Annotated in this window: 18 protein-coding genes and 2 pseudogenes; 5 read left to right on the top strand and 15 right to left on the bottom strand. The window is 62.8% G+C overall.

Going from position 1 to position 21,104, the window contains the following annotated elements:
* Positions 1 to 38 precede the first annotated feature (38 nt).
* A complete protein-coding gene (locus AC1MHZ_RS16005; RefSeq protein ID WP_482966603.1) occupies positions 39 to 1,400 on the top strand; it encodes an APC family permease in 1,362 nt (453 codons plus the stop codon).
* 93 nt (positions 1,401 to 1,493) lie between these two features.
* Here the strand turns inward: AC1MHZ_RS16005 and AC1MHZ_RS16000 are convergent, their stop codons facing one another.
* The gene (locus AC1MHZ_RS16000; protein ID WP_084856324.1) at positions 1,494 to 2,072 is read right to left on the bottom strand and encodes a DUF2780 domain-containing protein; all 579 of its coding nucleotides are present in this window, start codon (positions 2,070 to 2,072) and stop codon (positions 1,494 to 1,496) included.
* A 148-nt stretch (positions 2,073 to 2,220) separates the two neighbouring features.
* Entirely contained in the window at positions 2,221 to 3,420 is a 1,200-nt protein-coding gene (gene fdhA, locus AC1MHZ_RS15995; RefSeq protein WP_084856327.1) for a formaldehyde dehydrogenase, glutathione-independent, read from the bottom strand.
* Between the two features lie 273 nt (positions 3,421 to 3,693).
* Between fdhA and AC1MHZ_RS15990 the strand changes: the two genes are divergently transcribed.
* Positions 3,694 to 4,032, top strand: coding sequence for a hypothetical protein (locus AC1MHZ_RS15990; protein WP_084856329.1), 339 nt, complete (start codon positions 3,694 to 3,696; stop codon positions 4,030 to 4,032).
* Between the two features lie 6 nt (positions 4,033 to 4,038).
* Here AC1MHZ_RS15990 and purU read toward each other — a convergent pair whose 3' ends face one another.
* From purU to glyA, 6 genes are all read right to left on the bottom strand, one after another.
* Positions 4,039 to 4,896, bottom strand: coding sequence for a formyltetrahydrofolate deformylase (gene purU, locus AC1MHZ_RS15985; RefSeq protein ID WP_084856331.1), 858 nt, complete (start codon positions 4,894 to 4,896; stop codon positions 4,039 to 4,041).
* An 11-nt stretch (positions 4,897 to 4,907) separates the two neighbouring features.
* Complete coding sequence (locus tag AC1MHZ_RS15980; RefSeq protein ID WP_084856332.1) at positions 4,908 to 5,540, bottom strand: sarcosine oxidase subunit gamma; 633 nt, start codon at positions 5,538 to 5,540, stop codon at positions 4,908 to 4,910.
* 192 nt (positions 5,541 to 5,732) lie between these two features.
* Positions 5,733 to 8,750, bottom strand: coding sequence for a sarcosine oxidase subunit alpha (locus tag AC1MHZ_RS15975; protein WP_084856334.1), 3,018 nt, complete (start codon positions 8,748 to 8,750; stop codon positions 5,733 to 5,735).
* Positions 8,747 to 9,079 (bottom strand): sarcosine oxidase subunit delta, encoded by a 333-nt coding sequence (locus AC1MHZ_RS15970; RefSeq protein WP_043211106.1) that lies wholly within the window; start codon positions 9,077 to 9,079, stop codon positions 8,747 to 8,749. The genes AC1MHZ_RS15975 and AC1MHZ_RS15970 overlap by 4 nt, the downstream gene beginning before the upstream one ends.
* 16 nt (positions 9,080 to 9,095) lie before the next feature.
* Entirely contained in the window at positions 9,096 to 10,346 is a 1,251-nt protein-coding gene (locus AC1MHZ_RS15965) for a sarcosine oxidase subunit beta family protein (protein ID WP_043211104.1), read from the bottom strand.
* Positions 10,347 to 10,361: 15 nt separating this feature from the next.
* Positions 10,362 to 11,615: a serine hydroxymethyltransferase gene (glyA, locus tag AC1MHZ_RS15960; protein WP_465001648.1), complete on the bottom strand. Its 1,254-nt coding sequence runs from the start codon at positions 11,613 to 11,615 to the stop codon at positions 10,362 to 10,364.
* A 382-nt stretch (positions 11,616 to 11,997) separates the two neighbouring features.
* Here glyA and AC1MHZ_RS15955 point away from each other — a divergent pair, with 382 nt between their 5' ends.
* A complete protein-coding gene (locus AC1MHZ_RS15955) occupies positions 11,998 to 12,441 on the top strand; it encodes a hypothetical protein (protein WP_084856339.1) in 444 nt (147 codons plus the stop codon).
* A gap of 128 nt (positions 12,442 to 12,569) precedes the next feature.
* Here AC1MHZ_RS15955 and AC1MHZ_RS15950 read toward each other — a convergent pair.
* A pseudogene (locus AC1MHZ_RS15950) lies at positions 12,570 to 12,764 on the bottom strand (integrase core domain-containing protein); the annotation flags it as partial.
* 174 nt (positions 12,765 to 12,938) lie between these two features.
* On the opposite strand from AC1MHZ_RS15950, the gene AC1MHZ_RS15945 reads away from it, so the two are divergent.
* The gene (locus tag AC1MHZ_RS15945; protein ID WP_084856344.1) at positions 12,939 to 13,979 is read left to right on the top strand and encodes a threonine aldolase family protein; all 1,041 of its coding nucleotides are present in this window, start codon (positions 12,939 to 12,941) and stop codon (positions 13,977 to 13,979) included.
* Positions 13,980 to 14,091: 112 nt separating this feature from the next.
* On the opposite strand, the gene AC1MHZ_RS15940 is transcribed toward AC1MHZ_RS15945, so the two are convergent.
* The 5 genes and pseudogenes from AC1MHZ_RS15940 to gbcB form a co-directional block, all read right to left on the bottom strand.
* Complete coding sequence (locus AC1MHZ_RS15940; RefSeq protein WP_465002210.1) at positions 14,092 to 14,820, bottom strand: methyl-accepting chemotaxis protein; 729 nt, start codon at positions 14,818 to 14,820, stop codon at positions 14,092 to 14,094.
* Positions 14,821 to 14,955: 135 nt separating this feature from the next.
* A pseudogene (locus tag AC1MHZ_RS15935) lies at positions 14,956 to 15,984 on the bottom strand (cache domain-containing protein); the annotation flags it as partial.
* Between the two features lie 167 nt (positions 15,985 to 16,151).
* The gene (locus tag AC1MHZ_RS15930; protein WP_084856348.1) at positions 16,152 to 16,454 is read right to left on the bottom strand and encodes a cell division protein ZapA; all 303 of its coding nucleotides are present in this window, start codon (positions 16,452 to 16,454) and stop codon (positions 16,152 to 16,154) included.
* Positions 16,451 to 16,681: a hypothetical protein gene (locus AC1MHZ_RS15925; protein WP_070090739.1), complete on the bottom strand. Its 231-nt coding sequence runs from the start codon at positions 16,679 to 16,681 to the stop codon at positions 16,451 to 16,453. The genes AC1MHZ_RS15930 and AC1MHZ_RS15925 overlap by 4 nt, the downstream gene beginning before the upstream one ends.
* Positions 16,682 to 16,879: 198 nt before the next feature.
* Complete coding sequence (gbcB, locus tag AC1MHZ_RS15920; RefSeq protein ID WP_465001647.1) at positions 16,880 to 17,983, bottom strand: glycine-betaine demethylase subunit GbcB; 1,104 nt, start codon at positions 17,981 to 17,983, stop codon at positions 16,880 to 16,882.
* Positions 17,984 to 18,276: 293 nt separating this feature from the next.
* On the opposite strand from gbcB, the gene gbcA reads away from it, so the two are divergent.
* The gene (gbcA, locus tag AC1MHZ_RS15915) at positions 18,277 to 19,569 is read left to right on the top strand and encodes a glycine-betaine demethylase subunit GbcA (RefSeq protein ID WP_084856355.1); all 1,293 of its coding nucleotides are present in this window, start codon (positions 18,277 to 18,279) and stop codon (positions 19,567 to 19,569) included.
* Positions 19,570 to 20,327: 758 nt separating this feature from the next.
* Here the strand turns inward: gbcA and etfB are convergent.
* Positions 20,328 to 21,098 (bottom strand): electron transfer flavoprotein subunit beta, encoded by a 771-nt coding sequence (gene etfB / locus AC1MHZ_RS15910; protein ID WP_324816913.1) that lies wholly within the window; start codon positions 21,096 to 21,098, stop codon positions 20,328 to 20,330.
* Between the last annotated feature and the right edge of the window lie 6 nt (positions 21,099 to 21,104).

The following is a 21,104-nucleotide window of genomic DNA, read 5'->3' as shown; positions in this document are numbered from 1 at the left end:
CGATCAACGCACAACTACAAAAATGCCTGGATCGATCGATGGCCAAACAACCTTGCAACGCTGCCGTGGCAGCTCCTCAACTTCGCCGTGTCCTGGGGCTTCCCGCCCTGGTGTTCTTCGGCCTGGTGTACATGGTCCCGCTGACCATCTTCACCACCTACGGCATCGTCACCGAGATCACCGGTGGCCGTACGGCCGGCGCCTATCTCGTGACCCTGCTGGCGATGCTGTTCACCGCCACGTCCTATAGCTTCATGGTCAAGCGCTTCCCGGTCGCGGGCTCGGCGTATTCCTACACCAACATGGCCTTCGGCCCGAACGTCGGCTTCCTCGCCGGCTGGTCACTGCTGCTCGACTACCTGTTCATCCCGATGATCAACTACCTGCTCATCGGCCTGTTCCTCAACATCGCCTTCCCTGCCATACCGGCCTGGGTCATCATCCTGGCTTCGATTGCCCTGGTGACCGTGCTCAACGTGATCGGTATCCATTCGGTGGCGAAGGCCAGCAACCTGATCGTCGGCGCGCAGATCGTCTTCATCGGGGTGTTCGTGGCGCTGTCCTACCAGTCCCTGGCTGGTCAGCCGGTCGACCTGCTTTCGCCGCTGCTGGGCGATGGCAGCCAGCCGGGCTTCGGCCACCTGATGGCCGGTGCGGCGGTGCTGTGCCTATCGTTCCTGGGCTTCGACGCGGTCTCCACCCTGGCGGAAGAAACCCGTGATGCGCGCCGCGACGTGCCACGGGCGATCATCCTCACCACTCTGGGCGCGGGCCTGCTGTTCACGCTGCTGGCCTACATCAGCCAATTGGTACTGCCGGGCAGCACGTTCGCCAACGCCGATGCCGCCGCCAACGAAGTGATGCTCAAGGCCGGCGGCCAGTTCCTGGCCAACTTCTTCACCGCCGCCTTCGTCGCCGGCAGCCTGGGCTCGGCCCTGGCCTCCCAGGCAGCGGTGTCGCGCATTCTCTACACCATGGGCCGCGACAAAGTGCTGCCACAGCGCACCTTCGGCAAGCTGTCGCCACGCTTCGGGACCCCGGTGTTCGCCATCGTGCTGGTGTCGGCTTTCTCGTTGCTGGCCTTGGTCATCGATCTCGCCACCCTCGCCTCGCTGATCAGCTTCGGCGCGCTGGTGGCTTTCTCGGCGGTGAACCTGGCAGTGGTGCGTACCCATTTGGTGGGCCAGAGCGCTCACCGCAACCTCAAGGGCCTGCTGTGCTACGGGCTGGTGCCGCTGGTGGGCCTGGGCCTGACTCTGTGGCTGTGGACCAGCCTGTCGGCGCTGACCCTGGTGATCGGCCTGTGCTGGTTCGCCGTGGGCCTGGCCTACCTGGCAGTGCTCACTGCCGGCTTCCGCCGGCCCGTGCGCCTGGTGGACTTCTCCGAAAGCCCCCTGTAGGAGCGGCCTTGCGCCGCGAAAGGGCCGCATAGCGGCCCCAGGGTTTCAGCGTTATCGCAGGTATCGTTGGGGCCGCTCCTACATGCAAGCGTGTCAGACCGAAGGCACGGCCGCTGGAGCCGGGGTCGCCCACAGGCTGCCCAAGTTCTGCAACAGAGAGCCGGCGATGCCCTGCTGCCCCAGGTACTGGAGGATCAGCGGGGCGAACTGGCCGATCATGCCAGTGTCCATCCCCAGCAGCTTGAAGGCGTTGTCCAGGTCGCTGCGGTTCTCGACGTTACCCAGGGCATTGCCCAGGGGCGAGGCGTCCTGGCTGTTCTGCCCGAGCAACGCGCCCAGGCCACTCAAACCACCCAGTGCATTGGCACCGGTGAGCAGGTCCAGACCGGGCACCGCCTGGGTCAGCTGGCCATAGTCGGTTTCACTCAGGTTGTTGCGCGCCAGCCCCAGCATCGCACCTGCACCACCGATGGCCTGTTCAGGGGTGATCTTCAGCTCGCTGCCCAAGGTATTGAGCAAGTTGGCCTGGGCGGCCGGGGCCTGCACCTGGCCCTGCTGGCTCGAATTCTGGTTCTGCATCGCCGACACGGCATTGGCCGCGTCGCTCAGGTTGTAGGCGAACACCGGGCTTGCAGCCAGGGTCATCAGGGTTGCCAGGGTAAGCGCTTTCATCGGGGGAGGACCTCGTCGGCCGGGATGGCCTGGGAAACGAGCATTTGACTGGGCAAAACGGGGAATGTTCCGGCCGACCATCGAGGCCGCCATAAACCTGTCCATCATAAAAAAGCCCCTCGATTCGAGGGGCTCTTTCATCAGCGTGTTACGCCGCACCCCACATCTTGTGCGGGTCGATCACGAACTTCTTCGGCACACCTGCATCGAACTCGCCGTAGCCTTGCGGCGCCTGGTCCAGGTTGATCACCTGCACGCCAACCACCTCGGCGATGTTGATACGGTCCCACATGATCGCCTGCATCAGCTGGCGGTTGTACTTCATGGTCGGGGTCTGGCCGGTGTGGAAGCTGTGCGATTTCGCCCAGCCCAGGCCGAAGCGGATGCTCAGCGCGCCGATCTTGGCAGCGGCATCCACCGCACCCGGGTCTTCGGTCACGTACAGGCCCGGAATACCGATGTTGCCGGCAACGCGGGTGACTTGCATCAGCGAGTTCAGCACGGTAGCCGGTGCCTCGTGCTTGGCACCTTCGTGGCCATGGCCGCGGGCTTCGAAGCCGACGGCATCGATGGCGCAGTCCACTTCCGGTTCGCCGAGGATATCGACGATCTGCTCGTGCAGCGGGGTGTCCTTGGACAGGTCGACCACTTCGAAGCCCTGGGCCTTGGCATGGGCCAGGCGGGCCGGGTTGAGGTCGCCGACGATGACGCAGGCGGCGCCCAGCAGGCGAGCCGAGGCAGCCGCTGCCAGGCCGACCGGGCCAGCACCGGCAACATAGACGGTGCTGCCTGGGCCTACACCGGCAGTCACGGCACCGTGGTAACCAGTCGGCAGGATGTCGGACAGGCAGGTCAGGTCACGGATCTTCTCCATGGCCTTGTCGCGCTCCGGCAGTTTCAGCAGGTTGAAATCAGCGTATGGCACCAGGACGTATTCGGCCTGGCCGCCGGTCCAGTCGCCCATATCGACGTAGCCGTAGGCACCGCCGGCGCGAGCCGGGTTGACGGTGAGGCAGACACCGGTGTGCATTTCTTTGCAGGAGCGGCAGCGACCGCAGGCGACGTTGAACGGTACCGACACCAGGTCGCCGATCTGCATGCGCTCGACGTCGCGGCCCTTCTCGACGATTTCACCGGTGATTTCGTGGCCCAGAACCAAGCCGACCTGGGCGGTAGTACGGCCACGGACCATGTGCTGGTCGGAGCCGCAGATGTTGGTGGAGACCACCTTGAGGATCACGCCGTGCTCGATCTTATTGCCGCGTGGGTCCTGCATTTTGGGGTAGTCGATCTTCTGGACCTCGACCTTACCAGCGCCGAGATACACCACTCCACGATTACCAGACATGCTCTTACCTCGCTCGATTTGTACTTTTATTGCAGCGGTGGTGGAAGCGCCACCCTTCGTGGGCGACATGTGTTACTGGAATGCCGGGAATTGTGGGCCTGATGAGGCCAGATGCACTGACTGGAAACGACAGGCAAATGCCTCTGAACGGCAATTGGCCAGGTGGTGGTCGCACGCATGCCCAGGACGATCAATATCTACCGCAATAGCTCGGCGACCGAGTGTTTCGATAGAGGTGCAGTAACCCACCGTCTATCGAACCGGAGAACCAACATGACAGTTAATGAACGCCCTGAAGACGCCTTCTGGCCCTACTGGGTCGAGGCTGCCAGGCAGCAGGGCTTCGAACCAGAGATCGAAGCAGCATTGTTCAGCAATACAGAGGAATACTACTTTCTGGACATCGACAAGATCTTTTATTACGCGGCCCATAATTCAAGCTACGGCTTCGACGAAGAAGTCGAAAACATGGACCTTCACGAGTTCAAAGCAGGCTGGCTATCCCACGGCGGCGATCCAATCGCAGGAAAGAACCTGGGTGCGGACCTGCGCCAGAAGTTCGTTACAGCCGTCCGTGAAACCTTGAAAGCCCATGCCCGCGATAAAAGCTAGGCGCGCTCAGAGCACCACGGTCCTGTTCGCATTGAGGAACACTCGTCGCTCGATGTGATACCCCACCGCCCGCGCCAAGGTCAGGCACTCGATATCGCGCCCTTTGGCGATCAGGTCTTCAGGGTAGTGGCTATGGTCGACCACCTCCACGCCCTGAGCGATGATCGGCCCTTCGTCGAGGTCGTTGTTGATGTAGTGCGCCGTGGCGCCGACCATCTTCACGCCCTTGTTGTAGGCCTGGTGGTAGGGCTTGGCACCCTTGAAGCCCGGTAGCAGGGAGTGATGAATATTGATCGCCCAGCCATCCAGGCGACGGCACAGCTCGGGCGACAGCACCTGCATGTAGCGGGCGAGGATCACCAGCTCGGCGCCGGTCTCCTCGATCACCTGCAGCACCTTGCGCTCCTGGGCTGGTTTATCCTTCGGGTCCAGGGGGAAGTGGTAGTACGGAATCTTGTGCCACTGGGCCAGGGGCTCGAGGTCCGGGTGGTTGGATACCACCGCCACCACGTCCATGGCCAGCTGGCCGATGCGCTGGCGATACAGCAGGTCGTTCAGGCAGTGGTCGGCCTTGGACACCATGATCACCACTTTGGGGCGATGGTTCGGTGCGGTCAGCTCGAAGGCCATGCCGAACGCATCGCTGCGCTCGGCGAGGCCGGCACGGAAGCCGGCTTCGTCGAAATCGTCCGGCTGGCGGAACTCGACGCGGATGAAGAACCGCCCCGACAGCCGATCATCGAAGGAGTGATGCTCCGTCACGTAGCAGCGCTGCTCATAGAGGTAACGCGTGACCACATCGACGGTGCCGAGCATGCTCGGGCAGTCGGCGGTGAGAATCCAAGTGTCCGGTGCCCGACTCATGCGTGTTCTCCTTATGCTTCGATGGACAGACCGTATTCAGCCGACGCGTCCTGCAGCCACAGCCACCAGTAGTCGGAGAAGCTGCGACGGATCACCAGCTCCCAGGTGTCCTCGGCGGTGCGACGGATCACCAGTTGCGACTTGGCGAACACGGTGCCGACGGCCTTGCCGACCGGGAAGTTGTTCGGGTGTACATCATAGCTGGTGGATTTCATCAGCACGTCGCGTACGTTCGGGCCGCGCAGTTCGAGCAGGGTCTGCCCGCCGCTGATGTTGACCACCTGGATGTGCTGGCCTTCGAGGGCTGCGCGCAGTTTCTGCTCGATGGCGAACTCCTGGCCGCCTGGAACGATCAGCAGCCATTCATCGGGGCCGACCCACTGCAGCGACATCTCGGCGTTGGCGACGACGGTCAGGGCGACCGGCAGCTCCAGCCCCAGGGCCTTCTTCACGCCAGCGGCGAACGCTGCGTCATGGCCATCGCCACGGAGGGTCAGGTGACCCAGGAACTTGTGTTCACGCAGGGTGACGCCTGCGTTCTTGCGGCCCTTGCCGACCAGGCTGGCCAGGTCGGCATGGTGCAGCGGCGACTCGGCCCGGGCGTTGGAGCCGGGGTTTTGCTGGAAGACGTTGATTACGCTCATTTCTTACCTGCCTTGAATTCTGTTGGTCAGAGCGACACAGCCTCTGGGGAACCTATTGCCTGTGGTGGCCTTGCTGGCCTCATCGCTGGCAAGCCAGCTCCCACAGGGACAGCGTCAGCCTTTAGACCTGCATCGTTCCTGTGGGAGCCGGCTTGCCGGCGATAGGGCCAGCCGGCTCGCCACAGGACGGAGTCAGACGTTCTGCCGCTCACCCTTCGGATCGAAGAACACCGAAGACACGATCTCGGCCTCGATCACGCTGCCGTCAGCCTGTGGCGAGTAGACACGCTCGCCCATGCGCTTGAGGCCGCCCTTGACCACACCCATGGCGAACGAATAGCCCAGGGAGTTGGAGGCATAGCTCGAGGTGACGTGGCCGACCATGTCCATCGGGATCGGCTGGTTCGGGTCGAACACCAGCTGGGCGCCTTCAGGCAGCCACTTGGTCGGGTCGACAGGCTTGAGTCCCACCAGTTGCTTGCGATCTTCACGCAGGCAATCCGAACGGGTCATGCCGCGTGCGCCGATCCAGGAGAACGGCTTGTTACGACCGACACACCAGCCCATGTTGAGGTCGTCCGGGTTCATCGAGCCGTCGGTATCCTGGCCGACGATGATGAAGCCCTTCTCGGCACGCAGCACGTGCATGGTCTCGGTGCCGTACGGGGTCAGGTTGTACTTCTTGCCCGCCTCGACGATCTGTTCCAGCACGCCCATGGCGTAGTTGGCCTGGACGTTGATCTCGTACGACAGCTCACCGGTGAAGGAAATACGGAACACCCGTGCCGGCACACCGCCAACCAGACCTTCCTTCCAGCTCATGAACGGGAAGGCTTCCTTGTCCAGATCGATGTCGGTCAGCTCGGCCAGCAGCTTGCGGCTGTTCGGGCCGGACAGGGTCATGGTGGCCCAGTGGTCGGTCACGGAGGTGAAGTACACCTTCAGGTCCGGCCATTCGGTCTGGTGGTACAGCTCCAGCCACTGCAGTACGCGTGCCGCGCCGCCGGTGGTGGTGGTCATGATGAAGTGGTTGTCGCCGACGCAGGCGGTCACGCCGTCGTCGAAGACCATGCCGTCTTCCTTGCACATCAGGCCGTAACGGGCCTTGCCCACGTCGAGCTTGGTCCAGGCGTTGGTGTACACGCGGTTGAGGAATTCGCGGGCATCCGGGCCCTGGATGTCGATCTTGCCCAGGGTCGAGGCGTCGAGCAGGCCGACGCTGTCGCGCACTGCCTTGCACTCACGCTCCACTGCGGCATGAATGTCTTCACCGGCTTTCGGGAAGTACCAAGGGCGCTTCCATTGGCCGACATCCTCGAACTCGGCGCCGTTCTTCAGGTGCCAGGCGTGCAGCGCGGTGAAGCGCACGGGCTCGAACAGGTGACCACAGTGGCGGCCCGCTACGGCACCGAAGGTGACCGGCGTGTAGTTGGGGCGGAACATGGTGGTACCCATCTGCGGGATGGTGATACCCATCGAACGGGCGGCGATAGCCAGGCCGTTGATGTTGCCCAGCTTGCCCTGGTCGGTACCGAAGCCCAGCGCGGTGTAGCGCTTGACGTGCTCGACCGACTCGAAACCTTCGCGGGTGGCCAACTCGATGGCCGCTGCGGTGACGTCGTTCTGCTGGTCGACGAACTGCTTCGGCGCACGGGCGGTGCCCTTGTCGTGCGGCACCTGGAACAGGGCCAGGGTCGCTTCTTCCTTGCGTGCAACGACTTTCGGCAGGGTGCCGGTAACGGCCTTGAAGCCCGCTTCGGTCGCTGCCTGGACGCCGCCTTCGAAACCGTCGGCAATTGCGTCACCCAGCGGATATACACCGTTCACGCCACCGACGCAGACGCGTTTTTGCGGGGCGTCGCCCGGCACGAAGCCGAGGATGTCGTCACGCCAGATCGGACGACCGCCCAGGTGCGAGGCCAGGTGAACCACCGGGCTGTAGCCACCGGAGCTGCCGATCAGGTCGCACTCGAGCCATTCGCCTGGGCTGGTGACCTTATGCGCCACGGCATCGATCGCAGCGACGCGGGCGCCGGTCACGTGCTTGGAACCCTTGGCCTCGATCACGGCGCTGGAGGTCAGGATGCGGATGCCCTTGGCACGCGCTTCCTCGACCAGCGAACCGCGTGGGTTGTGGCGCGCATCAGCGATGGCCACCACTTGCAGGCCGGCGTCGTGCCAGTCCAGCGCGGTGCGGTAGGCATGGTCGTTGTTGGTCGACAGCACCAGCTTGCGGCCCGGGGCCACGCCGTAGCGGCGCACGTACACCGAAATGGCGCCGGCGAGCATGTTGCCCGGCACGTCGTTGTTGCCGTACACCAGCGGACGCTCGTGGGTACCGGTGGCCAGCACGACACGCTTGGCACGCACGCGGTGGACGCGATGACGAACCTGACCGATCGGGGCGCGGTCACCTAGGTGGTCGGTCAGGCGCTCATGGATGGTCAGGAAGTTGTGGTCGTGGTAACCGTTGACCGTGGCGCGAGGCAGCAGGGTCACTTCCGGCAGCGACTGCAGCTCGGCGACGACTGCGGCGACCCAGTCGGCGGCGGGTTTGCCGTCGAGGGTTTCGCGGGTATCGAGCAGGCTGCCACCGAACTCTTCCTGTTCGTCGGCGACGATCACGCGGGCGCCGCTACGGCCGGCAGCCAGGGCTGCGGCCAGGCCGGCAGGGCCTGCACCGACGATCAGCACGTCGCAGTGCTGGTTCATGTAGTCGTAGCTGTCCGGGTCGTTCTGCAGCGGTGCTCGGCCGAGGCCTGCTGCCTTACGGATGTACTTCTCGTAGGTCATCCAGAACGACTTGGGATACATGAAGGTCTTGTAGTAGAACCCGGGCGGCATCATGCTGCCGCCGACCTTGCCCAGGATGCCCATGACGTCGTTGTTGACGTTCGGCCAGCCGTTGGTGCTGGTGGCGACCAGGCCCGAGTACAGGGCCTGCTGGGTGGCACGCACGTTCGGCACCTGGGTGGCTTCGCTCGAACCCAGCTGCAGGATGGCGTTCGGCTCTTCCGGGCCGGCCGCGATGATGCCGCGTGGGCGCGAGTACTTGAAGCTGCGGCCGACGATATCGACGCCGTTGGCCAACAGCGCAGCGGCCAGGCTGTCACCGGCATAGCCCTGGTAGGTTTTGCCGTTGAAGGTGAAGTTCAGGACCTTGCTGCGGTCGATGCGACCACCACTGGCGAGGCGATAGACCTGGCTCATACTTTTTCTCCCTGGCCTTTGACGGCCGACTGCGCGGGGTTCAGCTTGTTCGCGGTGACCTGCGGCTTCTCGCCGATCTTGTAGGTTTCCAGGATCTCGTAGGTCTCGGTGTTACGCGTGACGTTGAAATACTGGCGGCAGCCGGCGACGTGGTCCCACAGTTCGTGGTGGATACCGCGCAGGTTGTCGCGGAAGAACATGTAGGTACCCCATTCCTCGTCGGTGCAGGCGCTAGGGTCCAGCGGGCGGGCGATATGAGCCTGGCCGGAGGAGTGGAACTCTTCTTCGGAGCGCAGCTCGCCGCAGTGGGGACAGAAAATATGCAACATGACGAATTGTCTCCGATTAGTGGGCGACGGCCGCAGCGCCGTGTTCGTCGATCAGCGCGCCGGTGTAGAAGCGATCGATCGAGAAAGGCTTGGCCAGCGGGTGCATCTCGCCTTTGGCGAGGCTCGCGGCGAAGACGTTGCCCGAACCCGGGGTCGCCTTGAAGCCGCCGGTACCCCAGCCGCAGTTGAAGAACAGGTTTTTGACAGGGGTCTTGGAGATGATCGGGCACGCGTCCGGGCAGGTATCGACGATGCCGCCCCACTGACGGTTCATGCGAACGCGCGAGAGGATCGGGAACATCTCGACGATCGCCTGCATGGTGTGCTCGATGATCGGGTAAGAACCACGCTGGCCGTAGCCGACCCAACCGTCGATACCGGCGCCGATGACCAGGTCGCCTTTGTCGGACTGGCTGATATAGCCATGCACGGCGTTGGACATGATCACGCTGTCGATGATCGGCTTGATCGGCTCCGATACCAGGGCCTGCAGCGGGTGCGATTCCAGCGGCAGGCGGAAGCCGGCCAGCTTGGCCATGTGGCCGGAGTTACCGGCGGTGACCACGCCGACGCGCTTGGCACCGATGAAGCCCTTGTTGGTTTCCACACCGATCACTGCGCCGTTTTCCTTGCGGAAGCCGATCACTTCAGTCTGCTGGATCAGGTCCACGCCGAGGGCGTCGGCAGCACGGGCATAGCCCCAGGCCACGGCATCGTGACGGGCCACGCCGCCACGGCGCTGGACGGTCGCGCCGAGGATCGGGTAGCGGGTGTTCTTCGAGCAATCCAGATACGGGATCTCGGCAGCCACCTGCTCGGTGTTCAGCAGTTCGCCGTCCACGCCGTTGAGGCGGTTGGCATTGACGCGGCGCTCGGAATCACGGATGTCCTGCAGGGTGTGGCACAGGTTGTAGACGCCGCGCTGGGAGAACATCACGTTGTAGTTGATGTCCTGGGACAGGCCTTCCCACAGCTTCATGGCGTGTTCGTACAGTTTGGCCGACTCGTCCCACAGGTAGTTGGAACGCACGATGGTGGTGTTACGGGCGGTGTTGCCGCCGCCCAGGTAACCCTTCTCGATCACCGCGACGTTGGTGATGCCGTGCTCCTTGGCCAGGTAGTAGGCCGTGGCCAGGCCATGGCCGCCACCGCCGACGATGACCACGTCGTACACCTTCTTCGGCGTCGGCGTGCGCCACATGCGCTGCCAGTTCTCGTGGTGGCTGAGGGAGTGTTTGAAAAGGCCGAAGCCTGAATAGCGTTGCATGGTTGGTTACTCCACTCAGCGGTAGACCGGGAAATCGGCGCACAGGGCGGCGACGTTCTTGGCAACGTCGGCTTCGACGTCGGCGTCACCCAGGTTGTCCAGCACATCGCAGATCCAGCCGGCCAGGGCCACGCACTGGGCTTCCTTGAAGCCACGGGTGGTGACGGCCGGGGTGCCGATGCGCAGGCCCGAGGTGACGAACGGCGACTGCGGGTCGTTGGGCACGGCGTTCTTGTTGACGGTGATATGGGCGCGGCCCAGGGCGGCGTCGGCGTCTTTGCCGGTCAGGCCCTGGCGAATCAGGCTGACCAGGAACAGGTGGTTGTCGGTACCGCCCGACACGACATCGTAGCCGCGATCGATGAACACCTTGGCCATGGCCTGGGCGTTGTCGATGACCTGCTTCTGGTAGGCCTTGAACTCAGGCTCCAGCGCCTCCTTGAAGCACACGGCCTTGGCAGCGATGACGTGCATCAGCGGACCGCCCTGGGCGCCCGGGAACACGGCAGCGTTGAGCTTCTTCTCGATCTCTTCGTTGGACTTGGCCAGGATCAGGCCGCCACGCGGACCGCGCAGGGTCTTGTGGGTGGTGGTGGTGACCACGTCGGCGAACGGGATCGGGTTCGGGTACAGGCCAGCGGCAACCAGGCCAGCCACGTGGGCCATGTCGACGAACAGCAGCGCGCCCACTTTATCGGCGATGGCGCGGAAGCGTGGGAAGTCCAGGGTCTTGGAGTAGGCCGAGAAGCCGGCGACGATCATCTTCGGCTTGTGCTCGACGGCCAGGCGCTCGACTTCGTCGTAGTCGATCAGGCCGGTGTTGGTGTCGATGCCGTACTGAACAGCGTTGTACAGCTTGCCCGAGGACGACACCTTGGCACCGTGGGTCAGGTGGCCGCCGTGGGCCAGGCTCATGCCCAGGATGGTGTCGCCCGGCTGCAGCAGGGCCAGGTAGACGGCGCTGTTGGCCGAAGAGCCGGAGTGTGGCTGGACGTTGGCATAGTCGGCGCCGAACAGCTGCTTGGCGCGCTCGATGGCCAGGGCCTCGACCTTGTCGACGTACTCGCAGCCACCGTAGTAGCGCTTGCCCGGGTAGCCTTCGGCGTACTTGTTGGTCAGGCCGCTGCCCTGGGCCTGCATGACGCGCTTGCTGGTGTAGTTCTCCGAGGCGATCAGCTCGATGTGATCTTCCTGGCGCTTCTCTTCGGCATTCATCGCCGCCAGCAGTGCGTCGTCGTAACCCTGGATCTGGTCTTGCTTGCTGAACATCGTTTGTCTCCTGGCAGCGGCCATTTCTTGTCTTCGAGGCACTGTGGCCCTTTGTGGCGATGGTATGGCCGGCACGGTCGGCTCAGATGCCTGCGCACGCCTTGCAATGGCGCGTTTACGACATTCGATCATGGAGCGTTCCGAAACCGACTGGTGGGAACGCCCGCACCGCTCACGCGCCGCTTACCCGACAGGCATATAGAAGGCGACGCAATAAGGAAAAGCCAATACCCGTCCGCTTCTGCACGAAAGTTCCCCCTTACTTGTAATAGTTGTTACCTGGCACCCTGATATTCATCATGAATTCGCCTTTACGTAGTTGCGTGACCAGCCCGACCAATACGACAACTTTCATTCGTAATCAGAAAACACGAGCGAATACATGACTATTAAAATCACTATCGACAAACGATCCATGCCTGCGAACGAAGCGGCCGTACGCGCCCTGCTCTGCCTGCAGCCTGGCGATCAACTGAGCGCCGCCACCGAAAGCGATTATTTATCCGGTGATGTAACTGCCGTGACCGCAAGCATCCAAGGCATGGATGCCGAATGGATCGTCAACGGCCAGATGGAGCGAACCGCACCACGCTCACTGAAGGAGAAACCCTCTAACTCCCTCAGCTCCGTGACGCTTAAGATGGATGGCAGACCCGTATACCTGACTGACAAGGACCGAGCGGAAGTCGCCATGCGGACGGCGAGAGACGACAGGTTCATCTATGAAGGCACGCCCTACCGAGTCACCGCACGCCGTGTCGATGCCTCCCTGTTCGATGACGGCCTCGCCGTCTTCGAATGGACTCTGGAAATGACGCGCATCTGAACACTAAAGTCATCAAATAAAGAGTGTTGAACATGCCAAATTCCGATATGAAAACCCTTGCCACCCTGAATACCAATTCTGTCTAGTCCTGAAATAGGTTTACACCTGTTCAGGTAGGCCGACAGGCCTCAAAACGCCCGATGCACCGCATCGGGCGTTTTGTTTTTCAGAGCCATGTGAGGCCGCCCCGTGTTGTAGATCTGCACCGCCTCATCAACCATCTTTCTCGCCTGCTCCAGATTTTCTGGATTGCTCAGCAACAGCTCTGTTTTGAGGATTCCGTTGATCCGTTCGGCCAGCGCGTTCTGATAGCAGTCATATCCTACGATCGAAATTACCCAGCCTCTGACGGCCTGACGATTTCCCATTGGGACGCCTGCCCGCCAGGCGTCCCGCAGGCCTGATACCCATCAGGCCTGCAAGCCTCCATGGCTGCATAGGCAACGCCCAAGAGGATGGTTTAGAGTGCTGTTCTGCGTCGTTCACAGGACAGAGCCATGACAGACAACAGCCAACAATTCGCCAGCGACAACTATTCCGGCATCTGCCCCGAAGCCTGGGCCGCAATGGAAAAAGCCAACCTGGGCCATGAACGCGCCTACGGCGACGACCAGTGGACCGAGCGCGCCGCCGAATACTTCCGAGAGCTGTTCGAAACCGATTGCGAGGTGTTCTTCGCCTTCAACGGCACCGCCGCCAACTCCCTGGCCCTGGCCTCCCTGTGCCAGAGCTACCACAGCGTCATCTGTTCCGAGACCGCCCACGTCGAGACCGACGAATGCGGCGCGCCAGAGTTCTTCTCCAATGGCTCCAAATTGCTCACCGCACGAAGCGTGGACGGCAAGCTGACGCCCGAATCGATCCGCGAAGTGGCGCTCAAGCGCCAGGACATCCACTATCCCAAGCCGCGCGTGGTGACCATCACCCAAGCCACCGAAGTGGGCACGGTGTACACCTCCGACGAGCTCAAGGCGATCAGCGCCACCTGCAAGGAGCTGGGCCTGAACCTGCACATGGACGGCGCACGCTTCTCCAATGCCTGCGCTTCCCTGGGCTGCACGCCAGCGGAGCTGACCTGGAAGGCGGGCGTGGACGTGCTGTGTTTCGGCGGCACCAAGAACGGCATGGCGGTGGGCGAAGCGATCCTGTTCTTCAACCGCGCCCTGGCCGAAGACTTCGACTACCGCTGCAAGCAGGCGGGCCAGCTGGCGTCGAAGATGCGTTTCCTGTCCGCACCCTGGGTCGGGCTGCTCGAAGATGGCGCCTGGCTGCGCTATGGCCGCCATGCCAACCACTGCGCACAGCTGCTGGCCTCGCTGGTCAGCGACCTGCCGGGGGTGGAACTGATGTTCCCGGTGCAGGCCAACGGCGTGTTCCTGCAAATGCCGGAAGCCGCACTGGAGGCACTGCGGGCCAAGGGCTGGCGCTTCTATACCTTCATCGGCAGCGGTGGCGCACGGTTCATGTGCTCGTGGGATACCCAGGAAGCGCGAGTACGCGAGCTGGCGGCGGACATCCGCGCCATCGTCGGCGCCTGACCAAGCGCATCGCGGGGCAAGCCCGCTCCCACAAGGCCCTGCAAATCTCGACATCGAGGTCTGCTCGGAACCTGTGGGAGCGGGTTTGTCCCGCGATGAAGCCAGCGCCCATCTAAAGCTTGAACCCGCCCATCTGCCGCGCCAGGTCATCAGCCAACCCCCGCAACGCCTGGCACTGCTCGCGACACACCTGCACCTCGGCTGCCGTCTCCCGGGCCAGGTCGGAAATCCCCTGTACCGTCCGGTTGATCTCCTCGGTCACCGCCGACTGCTCCTCGGTCGCCGTCGCCACCTGATGGTTCATGTCGCTGATGTGCTCCACCTGGTCGGTGATCGCCCCCAACGAAGCACCAGTGCGCTGACTGGATTCCACGCCGCTGCCCGTCGCCTGCTGCCCGGCCTGCATCGACGCCACCGCACTGCCGGCCCCCTGCTTGAGGCGCTGGATCATCTGCTGCACCTCGTCGGTAGATACTTGGGTGCGCCGCGCCAGGGTACGCACCTCATCGGCCACCACGGCGAAACCGCGCCCCATCTCACCGGCCCGGGCCGCCTCGATGGCCGCGTTGAGCGCCAGCAGGTTGGTCTGCTCGGAAATGCTGCGGATCACTGCCAGTACCTCGTCGATGGAGGCGACCTCGTCGGCCAACTGGCCCACCGCCTGGGCCGCGCGCCCGATCTCGCCAGACATGCCCTCGATGTTGTGGATAGAGCGATGCACCACCTCGCGCGCCTGCAGCGCCTCGTCGCGTGCCGACTGCGATGCCTGGGCAGCATTGCCGGCGTTGTGGGCGATGTCCTGTACGGTCAGCCCCATTTCATGCACGGCAGTGGCGACCATTTCGGTCATTTCCTGCTGCCGGCCGGAGCGGTCAGCGGTGTTGTCCACCACCTGCGTCACCTGCTCCACCGAACGGTGCAGGCGTTCGGTGGTGCGCAGCACCTCGCCTATCAACGCACGCTGGCTGTCGAGGAAGCGATTGAAACCACGCGCCAGGTCACCGAGCTCGTCTTCGCGCGTGTCGTCCAGGCGGTGGCTCAAGTCACCCGCCCCGCTTCCGATCTGCACCAGCGCCGAGGTCACCTGGCGGATCGGCCGCACCAACCCACGCGCCAACAGCACCACGAGCAACAACGAAACCAGCGCCACCGCACCACCGATCAGGCTGGTCAACCACACGGCCTCGTGCATCTGTGCGTAGATTTCTGCTTCCGGCACCTCAGCCACCAAGGTCCAGTTCAGGTCACGCAGGGGCAGCCCCAACGCCAGGTAGTCCTCGCCGTCGCGGTTGAAGCGCACGCTGCGCAGCCCTTCACCGCCACCTAGTACGGCCTGGCTCGCTGCATCGCCGAACTGCTCGACCAGCTGTCGCTTGCCGCTGAATTCAGCTTGCGGATGAACCTGGATCAAGCCGTCATTGCGCACCAGCAATACCCGCCCGCGCTCGCCGAAGCTGAAGTTGTGGATGAGCTCGGAGAGCTCGGTCATGCGCAGGCCCATGCCGGCGATGCCCACCAGTTGGCCGTCCTTTTCCACGCGATAGTCGATGAACAGGGCAAGCTCGCCGGTGGAGCCGTCGATGTCGATGTTGATCAGCCGCTCGGCGCCGCTGTCGATATAGCCGTAGAACCACTGATCCTTGGGGTTATCGCGGCTGAGGGTCCGGTCCAGGCCTTTCTCGTTGTAGTAGTGGTTGGTCGCGGTAGCCGCGAACAATGCGGTGAACGCCTGGTTGCGCTGGCGGGCAGCTTCGAGGTACTCGATGAAGCGCGGCGCCTGGGCGGGGTCTTCGCCGGCTGCCAGCCAGTCCCGCAGCAGCGTGTTGCCGGCGATATCCGCCGCCGCTACCAGGGGCTGGCCGAGCATGCGCTCGATGTCGTTGCGGATGGCCTCGATACTGGCCGGCAACGCGGTGTCGACCAGGTAGCGTTCGGTCAAGCGGTTGACCGCCGCGGTGTAGACCGCGACCACCACGAGAATACTCGCCAGCAGGGCTGCGCCCATGCTCGCGATCAATTGCCATTGGATACTTCGCCGCCAGATACGCATGCCCTGCTCCCCGTTAATTATTGTTTTGGGGAGAGTGTATACACTTACGTATCCAGTTATTCCAGTGATCCAGGACAATGCCCCACCCCTGAATGGGGGCGGGGCAGCGGCGAGCCAGGGCTTTACTGTTCGGCGATGGTCCGCACGATGGCATCGACCGTGGCGTCGATTTGCGCCTGGGTGCGCTCGAGGGTCTGCTGGTGCTCGCGTTGCAGTTCGATCTGCCTGGAACACAGGTTCAGGGCTGCCAGCACCAGCAGCTTGTCACCGATCAGGGTCGGGTATTGACGCTTGGTTTCGGCCAGGGAGGCGTTGAGCATCCGCACGGCCTGCGCCAGGGTTTCTTCCTGGCCTTGGGGCGCCTTGATCGAATAGTCGTTGCCGAGGATCGACACGACATTGATCGGCTGCGCTTGCAGTCTCATGCGTTGACGACACCGGCGCTTGCGCGCTCAACCAGGGCCTGGATACGCGCGGCGGTGGCGCCGTGCTTCTCTTCCTGTTCCATCAGCGACAACTGCAGGGTCTCGTTCTCTTCCTTGGCCTGGGCCAGTTCCTGGCCGAGGGCGGTGTTCTGCTCGGTGAGTTGAGCGTTCTTCTGCATCAGGTCGTTGACCAGCTGCTCGAGTTGATTCAGGGAAGCTTCCAACATGCGTCTATCTCGGGGTTGTTGCAAAGGGCGCACACGATAAAGAAAAGCGCGCGGCCTCGCCATTAAATATGGGAAAACAATGACTTGGCCTAGATTGACAGGCGTGCTGGAGGGTTGTTCCGACCTGGGTCAACCTTCTGTCTGAAAGCGCGCCCAAAAACAAAGGGGCCGCTAAGCGGCCCCTTGAGGTGTCCGGGATCAGTAATCGATCCGCACATCCCCTTTCGGCACACTGCAGCACGACAGGATGTACCCTTCGGCCTCGTCGTCCTCGGTGATGCCGCCGTTGTGGTCCATTTCCACTTCGCCACCGAGCTTGAGCACCTTGCAGGTACCGCAGATGCCCATGCCGCAAGCCTTCGGAATCATCAGGCCGACCTTGGCAGCAGCGGCATGCACGGTCTCGCCTGGGGCGATGCGAATGCTCTTCTCGCTGCCGACGAACTCCACCAGGTGGAGGTCGGCGGCGTCGAGTTCCTCGGCGGCCTCGGCAGCCTGCTCGGCGTGCTCCACGGCGTCGGCCTTGGCTTCCGGCGGGGTCGCGCCGAACGACTCCTCATGATAGTTGCGCATGTCGAAGCCCACCGCTTCGAGCATGCGCTTGACCGCGTTCATGTAGGGGGTCGGGCCGCAGCAGAACACCACCCGCTCCATGTAGTCAGGCGCGATCAGTTCCATCAGGCGCTGGTTCAGGTAGCCGCGGTAGCCCGACCAAGGCTCGCCCAGGCCGTGCTTCTCGCAAATGATGTGCAGGCTGAAATTGGGGATCCGCGAGGCCATCTGGTCCAGTTCGCGGTGGTAGATGATGTCCTTCGGCGAGCGGGCGCTGTGGACGAAGACCATGTCGACGTTGCCGTTGGTGTCATAGAACCAGCGAGCCATGGACATTACCGGGGTGATCCCGACACCACCGGAGAGGTACAGCACCTTTGGCGCAGGGAAGTCGATGGCGTTGAACAACCCCACCGGCCCGTGCACCGCCAGCTCGAAGCCTTCGTGCATGTTTTCGTGCAGCCAGTTGGAAACCTGCCCGCCCGGCACGCGCTTGACGGTGATGGAGAAGCTGTAGGGTACCGAGGGCGAGCTGGAGATGGTGTAGGAGCGCATCACCTGCTTGCCATCGATCTCAAGCTCCAGGGTGACGAACTGCCCAGGCTTGAAGAAGAACATGATCGGCTGGTCGGCCATGAAGCAGAAGGTGCGCACGTCCCAGGTCTCCTGGATGACCTTGACGCAGCGCACGATGTGGCGGCCATTGGCCCAGGTCTGGGTAGTGACCGGATTGAGGAAGGTATCGGACATGTTCATCTCCAGCGGCCGACTACCGGCCTTGATGGCTCCGATAATGCGCAAGCCGGCGACGAAGTACATTCCCATCAGCGACATCGGCGTGCTTATCGCGACCAGCCCCGCACTACAAGGGCTGGCGCGTCGGAATTCGAATCGGCCATGTCGCCCATGGATATGGTTCGTGACGCCTTCGAACGCACACTCCACGGCAAAAGAACCCGCTGTTTTTAGCAAGCAGCCTTGCGGCAAACCACAACAACGATTAGCCACTTTCGCCGGCCGCATTCGGCCCTGAGGACCAAACGATGGACGTCACCGCAACCCTGAGCCTGGGCGATCCACTGGAAGCTGCACGCAAGGCAACCGCCGAGATGCTGCAGACCCGCGAGCGCACCTACTCGCTGCCCCAGCCTTTCTACACCGACGAGCGTCTGTTCCAGATCGACATGCAGGAGATCTTCCACAAGGAATGGTTGATCGCCGGCATGACCTGCGAGATCCCGACCAAGGGCAACTTCCTGACCCTGCAGATCGGCAAGAACCCGATCATCGTGATCCGCGGCGCCGAAGGCCAGGTCCATGCCTTCCACAACGTCTGCCGTCACCGCGGCTCGCGCCTGTGCACCAGCGAAAAAGGCAAGGTCGCCAAACTGGTTTGCCCGTACCACCAGTGGACCTATGAGATCGATGGCCGCCTGCTGTTCGCCGGCACCGAGATGGGCGACGATTTCGACATGAAGAAGTACGGCCTCAAGCCGGTCAACGTGAAGACCGCGGGCGGCTACATCTTCATCAGCCTGGCGGAGAACCCGCCTGCCATCGACGAGTTCCTGGCCACCCTGGACCACTACATGGAACCGTACGACATGGAGAACACCAAGGTGGCGGTGCAAACCACCTTGATGGAAAAGGCCAACTGGAAGCTGGTGCTGGAAAACAACCGTGAGTGCTACCACTGCAACGGGTCGCACCCTGAGTTGCTCAAGACCCTGCTGGAGTGGGACGACACCAACGACCCACGTGCCGACCAGGCGTTCAAGGACCACGTAGCCGCTTCCGCCGCCGCCTGGGAAGCCGAAGGCATCCCGCATGAGCACAAGAGCCATGGCCTGCGTAACCGTATCGTGCGCATGCCACTGCTCAAGGGCACCGTGTCTATGACCATGGACGGCAAGCAGGCGTGCAAGAAGCTGATGGGCCGTATCAAGAATCCGGACCTGGGCTCGATGCGCATCCTGCACCTGCCGCATGCGTGGAACCACTGCATGGGCGACCATATGATCGTCTTCACCGTGTGGCCGATCAGCGCCCAGGAATCGATGGTCACCACCAAGTGGCTGGTGCACAAGGATGCAGTCGAAGGTGTCGACTACGACCCTGAGAACATGCGCAAGGTCTGGGATGCCACCAACGACCAGGACCGTCGCCTGGCCGAAGAGAACCAGCGCGGCATCAACTCCACCGCCTACCAGCCTGGCCCATACTCCAAGACTTACGAGTTCGGCGTGGTCAACTTCATCGACTGGTACAGCCAGCGCCTGCTCAACAATCTGGGCGCAGAGCCGGCACCGTACCTGAAGGAAGTGAAAGCGCAGTAAGGCGCTCCCTCCCAAAAAAGAGCAGCCCAGGGCTGCTCTTTTTTTGTCCAGGCCTCTGTAGGAGCGGGCTTGCCCCGCGATTGGCCGCAACAGCCGCTTGATCATTTCTTGATCAACGCCACCCAGCCCTATCCCTCCGGGGCTTGCAACCACAAGCCAACATTTTATCCACAGCCTGGCACACACTATTTGTGGAAAGCTATTGGGGTAGACGAGCCTGACGATTTGATCGTTATTTGATCAATCCACTGTATCCCTTTGATTTCGTGGCCTGCAGCGACTACCGAACATCTTGTCCACAGAGCCGCCAACAGACTTTGTGGGCAAGGTTGGGTCATTGACACACGCGCTGTGGATAGACCCCCTTAATGCCCTGGTACGCGCCGGTTCAAGAGGATTTGATCAATTATCGAACAAACGGCTGGAGCCCATTGACTATGCGGGCTGCGCCATTGGCCAAACAGATTATCCACAGAGCCGCCAACAGCGATTGTGGGAAACGTTCAGGGGTGCGGGGATAAGTGAAGCGTAGAGCCTGCTCAATTATTGATCAAAGCGCTGGAGGCTAGGAGCAGCGCGACCTACAGCGAAGCGTGAACATTTTATCAACAGGGTGACGAACAGATTCGGTGTGTAAAAGATCGAGGCCGCTGCGCGCCCCTTCGCGGCACAAGGCCGCTCCTACAGGGATCGCATAACCTCTGTAGGAGCGGCCTTGTGCCGCGAAGGGGCGCGCAGCGGCCCTGGCGTAGGAATGCCTAGCGCAGCACCCCTTCCTCCACCAACAGCTTGAGGATCGCCTCGGCGCCCTCTTGCGGCGAAACGTCCTTGAGCACCTTGCCGCCCCCGCCGCTGGCCTTGGCTGTGGCGGCTTTCATGCGGTCGGCACCGCTCTTGGCCTTGATCACCTTCAACCGCTTGGGCCGCGGGCGGGCCGGTTGCAGCTCGGACTCGGCCAGCAGTTCATCCTCGACGATCGCCACGTTGCGCGCCGCCAGCACACCCCGGCGCGCCGGGCCGAACGCACTCTGGCGCGGCTTGGGTGCAGCGTTATCCACAGTGGCCAGCAGTGGCAGGCGCACCTTCAACCGGCGACGCTGGCCCCGAGGCAATGCCTGCAGGACCTGCGCGGTGCCATTGTCGATGGACTCCACCTCCGCCAACCCGACCACCAGCGGCCAACCCAGGCGCTCGGCCAGCAGGAACGGCAGCATGCCCGAGCCTTCGCCGGTTTCCGCCTGGCTGCCGGTCAACACCAATTGTGCACCGGCATCGCGCAGGTAGTCGCCCAGCACGCCCAGGACATCGGCGCCGGCAGGCTGCTCCAGCACATCGAGATGGTCCAGCCCCATACCCAGGTAGGCACGCAGGGCCTCTTCACGCGGGTCGCCCGCATGCACGACCTGCAAGTTATCCCCAGCCAGCTGCAAACCCAGCTCCACGGCGCGGGCGTCCTGCTCGGCACGACGGGCGCGGCCAGAGCTTGGGTGGGCGCCGATGGAGACCAGGCTGATGACTTTCGTACTCATGCTCGT

The sequence above is a fragment of the Pseudomonas sp. FA-1 genome (genome assembly GCF_056856075.1).
Note: the sequence above shows the minus strand (reverse complement) of the source record. Positions and strands in the feature narration are given on the sequence as shown.